Below are 4,554 nucleotides of genomic sequence, written 5' to 3' on the forward strand. Positions count from 1 at the left end.
CCCCGCCCGAGCTGGCGCGGGCGTTGGCCGGTCCGTACGCGTCGACGATGAGGACGCGGCGGCCGGCGCGCTGCAAGTGCCAGGCGGTCCAGGCCCCGAAGACGCCGGCGCCGATCACCGCGACGTCGTAACCGCCGGAGCGGCGAGCGGCCGGCGCGGGAAGCGCGGCCAGTGCGGCGAGCTTCACCAGATCGCGCCGCCGGATCACGGGATCGTCGCGCTGCGCACGAAGGGCGGCAGGAACGCGTTGGGAAAGTCGTCGTGCTGCACGGCGCTCACCTCGCGTTGCCGCAAGCCCGGTCGCCAGAGGCCCGAGCCGCGCTCGCCGGCCGCGCCGCCGGCCCCCTGCGCGACGCACGCATCATCGCACGAAAAGCGACCGCGCGCAGGTGACGGACCACGGGTTCTCTTGCGCAGCCGCGGGGGACCTCCTTTGACCGCGCCCCAACATAGGGGTCCCGCGGTGACCGCTCATACTGCAAGTGAAATCCGGGACCGTGCGTCGGAAAATGAACGCCCGCGTACGTTTTTGCGTCGCGCTTTCAACGCCTTGAGAAATTTCCGTAGGGCCACGTCAGCAAGGCACGTACGACCAACGGGTGACCGCCGTGACGCGAGTCCTGGTCGTCGACGACAACGAGGACTCACGCGCCATCTATTCAGAAATCCTGTCGCTGGCCGGGCACGGTGTCGTCACCGCCGCGGACGGCGAGGAAGCGATCGCGTACGCGCTGCGGATCCCCTTCGATCTCATCATCCTCGACCTCTGCCTCCCCAAGGTCGACGGGATCCGCGTGATCAAGGAGGTGCGCAGCTCTCCCGTGGCGCGGCACACGCCGATCGTCACCGTCTCGGCCGGGGACGAGCTCATGCACAGAGAGGCGCTCGCGGCAGGCGCGGACCTCGCGCTCCGGAAGCCCTGCCTTCCAGACGAGCTGCGGGAAGCGGTGAGAACCTTTCTGAACGCAGACCGCGGCCGTGAACGGGGAGCCGCCCGCGCTCGCACCAAGCGCTCGTAAAATTGTCGTCGCAAGGAGAAGAGGAATCTCACTCCCGCAGCCCGTGGGGAACGATCGCCCACTCCAGCACGTCGAACACCGCCTGGACGGCGAGCGCCATCAGGCCGGCCGGGATGGCGCCTTCGAGGATCAGGCCGGTATCGGCGAGGCGAATGCCGGTGAGGATCGACTGGCCGTAACCGCCAGCGCCGATCAGCGCGCCCAGCGTCGCGGTACCGACGTCGATCACAGCGGCCGTCTTGATCCCCGAAAGCATCGACGGCGCCGCGAGAGGAAGCTCGATGCGCCGCAGCACGGCGCTGGCGGGAAGCCCCAGCGCTTCCGCCGACTCGAGCAATTCCGGCGCGATCCCGGAAAGCCCCGCGTGCGTCCCGCGGAGGATCGGCAGCAGGCTGTAGAGGAAGAGAGCGACGATGGCGGGGCCAGCGCCGATTCCGAGCAGCGGGATCATGAACACGAGCAGCGCGAGGGAAGGGATGGTCTGGATGACGCCGGCCGTGGCGAGGATCGCCTGCCCCAGCCGCGGCCGCCGCCAGGCGAACACGCCGAGGGGCACCGCGAATGCGATGGCGGCGGCCAGCGAAACGGCCACGAGAAACAGGTGCTCGACGGTGCGCTTGCCGATGCGGCGCAATGCGCTTCCTGCCGCCGCGGCCTGCGAGATGCCGAATCTCTCGCGCAGGAAGTCCGAGGCGACCTGCGCCTCGGGAACGCGCTCGAGCAGGGCCCGCGCATTCATCGCCACCATCTCGCGCGCCGAGATCGCGCCTTCCAGACGCGCCAGCGCCTGCGAGGCGGCCTCGGGCAGGTCGGTCCGCTGCAGGAGAACGGCGTCGTACCTGGGGAAGGCGCGGCGGTCGTCCACCAGCACGACGAGGTCACCCGCCTGGATCTCGGCGTCGGTCGAGTAGAGGTCGGTGGCGGCGATGCCGCCCGAACGCAGCGCCCGGTACGCGAGCTCGTGTTGCATGCCGCGCACGTGCGCGTCCGAGAAGCCGTACACCTCGCGCAGGCGCGGCCAGCCGTCGCGGCGGCGGAGGAACTCGTTGGTCAGCCCGATCTCGAGCTCGCGGTGTCGCGCCAGGTCCGACAGCGACCGGATGCCTTGCCGCTCCGACTCCGCCCGGCGCATGCCGATCGCGTACGTGTCCTCGAATCCCAGGCTGCCTCCGGCGCGCAAGCCCAGGCGGGGCAGTGCGCCCGCGAGATCGCGTTTTCCTTCCAGGAGCTCCTCGACGATGGTGCCCGTGTACTCGGGATAGAGGTCGATCTGGCGGGCTCGGAGCGCTTCCCAGAGCACGCGCGTGCCGCCCACCTCCCGGCGGTGCTCCGCTTCGACACCCGCGGACCGCAGCGTCTGGACGGCGATCTCCGCGAGGATCACCGACTCGGTGAACTGCTTGGACCCGATCTGCAGCGCCGCCGCCAATGCCAGCGCAATCATGGCGACCGCCTGTGCGCCTGGACGAATCGTGCGACGAACTCGTCGGCGGGCGCGCGCGCGAGCTCCTCCACAGGCCCCTGCTGCACGATGCGCCCGTCCCGGAGCAGGACCGCGTTGCCGGCGAGGAAGGCCGCTTCGGCGAGATCGTGCGTCACCATCACCACTGTCTTTCCCAGCCGCGCGAAGGCGTCGCGCAGGTCCTGCTGCAGATCGAACCGCGTCATTGGATCGAGGGCGCCGAGCGGCTCGTCGAGGAGCAGGACCTCGGGATCGAGCATCAGCGCCCGCATCAGGCTGACCCGTTGCGCCTGCCCACCGGAGAGCTGGCGGGGAAAACGGCGCAACGCGTCGTGCGGAAGGCGGACGACTGCCGCGAGCTCTTCGATCCGCGCGGCGACGCGCGTCGCATCCCACCGAAGCCAGCGCGCGACCAGCGCGACGTTCTCGTTGGCCCCGAGGTGAGGGAACAGCGCGCCACCTTGGACTACGTATCCGATCTGGCGCCGGATCGGCTCCAGCCCGTCGGGTGGCAGGGGGCGGCCCCGGAAGCGCACGGTGCCGCTATCGGGTCGAATCAACCCGTTCAGCATCCGCAGCAGGGTGGATTTCCCCGCGCCGCTCGGTCCGATGAGCGCCGTCGTCGTCGCCTCGGGAATCGCCAGATCGATCGGTCCGACGACCACCGCGCCGCCGTAGCGTTTCACCACTGCCGTAGCTTCGAAGACCGCCATGCGGGCACGAACGTAGCGTGCGCGCGCCGTCCCGGCGAGCCCCGCCTCGGCGGCACCTCGCCGCACGCGCCGGACGGGCGCACCTTCGCAGCGGAGGACTGGAAATGGAAAGCATCAAGCATGCGCTGGGCGAGACGCTCGGGAGCGACGTGGTGCGCCTGCTGAATGCGGTGGAGCGGGGCGATCACGACTCCATCGACGGCACGCAGGCGCTGGCGCAGTTCGAACGTCTCACTCGCGACCTCCATCCGGTGAAGTTCCTGGAGGTGGCGCGAGAAGCGTTGGGATTCCTCTCCCGCCCGCAGCGGCTCGCCTTGGCCGAGCTCCTGCAGGCGCGCGCCCGCTATACGGATCTGACGGCTCCAGGCCTGATGAAGCAGGGCTTGCAGGATCCGGGAGAGATCGCCCTCGCGCTGCAGGCGCTGCACAACGAAGATCCGGAGCTGGTCATCGAGCTGCTCGGCTCGGAGTTTCGCCACCTGCCGGTGATGAAGCTGACGCTGGCGGCGCTCGCTGCCGTCGCTGCGAAGCACCGCGTCCTTCCGGCCGATCACCTCCGGTAGGTCCGCCTGCGATAATCGTGAGGACGTGTTCCAGTCCTGGTACTCGACTTGTCCGCGGGGCGCGGAAGAGGCTCTCGAAGGAGAGCTGCGGGGCATCGGAGCAAAAGGCATCCGCGCCGGACGTGGCGTGGTGCGGTTTACCGGCGAACGCGAGATTGCGCTGCGGGCGTGCCTGCAGCTGCGCACGGCGCTGCGCGTGCTCGAGCCCGTCGGCGAGTTCGCGGCGACGAACGCGGAGGAGCTCTACGAAGGCGCGGCGAAGCTTCCCTGGACCGAGCTCATCGCGCGCGGCCAGACGCTGGCTGTGGCCGCGAGCGGGCGCGCCGAGGGGCTGACGCACACCCACTTCGTCGAGCAGAAGCTGAAGGACGCGGTGGTGGACGTCCTGCGGACGCGTGCGCGGTTCCGTCCCGATGTCGATCCGGCAGCGCCTGACGTTCTCATCGTCGCCCACCTCGCCGAAGGCGCGTGCAAGGTCTCGCTCGATCTCGCCGGGGATCTGCTGTCGAACCGCGGCTATCGCGTCCGCACCGTGGAGGCGCCTCTGCGCGAGTCGCTCGCGGCGGCGGTCGTGCTGTATTCGGGATGGGATGGCACCGCGCCATTGAAGGATCCCCTCTGCGGGTCGGGAACGATGGCGATCGAGGCGGCGCTTTTCGGCGCGCGGCGTGCGCCCAATGCCGAACGGCGTCTGGCTTGCGAGCGGTGGCCGCGGACGGCCGCGGAGGATGCGACACTGCTCGAGCGATTGCGTCGGGAACTGGCAGCGCTCCAGGTCCAGCCTGCGCCGGTCTTCG

General features: G+C 70.0%; 5 protein-coding genes and 2 pseudogenes (2 of these 7 cut by a window edge). 4 read left to right on the forward strand and 3 right to left on the reverse strand.

Annotation, left to right across the window (positions count from 1 at the left end; all coding sequences use genetic code 11):
• Positions 1–208: FAD-dependent oxidoreductase (locus E6J58_03305; GenBank protein ID TMB41284.1), on the reverse strand; the 208-nt coding region annotated here is incomplete at its 3' end.
• A 349-nt stretch (positions 209–557) separates the two neighbouring features.
• Here E6J58_03305 and E6J58_03310 point away from each other — a divergent pair.
• Positions 558–1,019 (forward strand): response regulator, encoded by a 462-nt coding sequence (locus tag E6J58_03310; GenBank protein ID TMB41285.1) that lies wholly within the window; start codon positions 558–560, stop codon positions 1,017–1,019.
• Between the two features lie 28 nt (positions 1,020–1,047).
• Here the strand turns inward: E6J58_03310 and E6J58_03315 are convergent, their stop codons facing one another.
• Positions 1,048–2,463, reverse strand: a complete 1,416-nt coding sequence (locus E6J58_03315) for an ABC transporter permease subunit (protein TMB41286.1) — start codon at positions 2,461–2,463, stop codon at positions 1,048–1,050.
• Complete coding sequence (locus E6J58_03320) at positions 2,460–3,194, reverse strand: ATP-binding cassette domain-containing protein (GenBank protein ID TMB41287.1); 735 nt, start codon at positions 3,192–3,194, stop codon at positions 2,460–2,462. The genes E6J58_03315 and E6J58_03320 overlap by 4 nt, the downstream gene beginning before the upstream one ends.
• Positions 3,195–3,298: 104 nt before the next feature.
• On the opposite strand from E6J58_03320, the gene E6J58_03325 reads away from it, so the two are divergent.
• Positions 3,299–3,757, forward strand: a complete 459-nt coding sequence (locus tag E6J58_03325; protein TMB41288.1) for a hypothetical protein — start codon at positions 3,299–3,301, stop codon at positions 3,755–3,757.
• A 25-nt stretch (positions 3,758–3,782) separates the two neighbouring features.
• A pseudogene (locus E6J58_03330) lies at positions 3,783–4,554 on the forward strand (hypothetical protein) (it continues 41 nt past the right edge of the window).
• Positions 4,463–4,554, forward strand: a pseudogene (locus E6J58_03335) (hypothetical protein) (it continues 325 nt past the right edge of the window). The pseudogenes E6J58_03330 and E6J58_03335 overlap by 133 nt, the downstream one beginning before the upstream one ends.

The sequence above is a fragment of the Deltaproteobacteria bacterium genome, from assembly GCA_005879535.1.
GTDB lineage: Bacteria > Myxococcota > Myxococcia > Myxococcales > 40CM-4-68-19 > 40CM-4-68-19.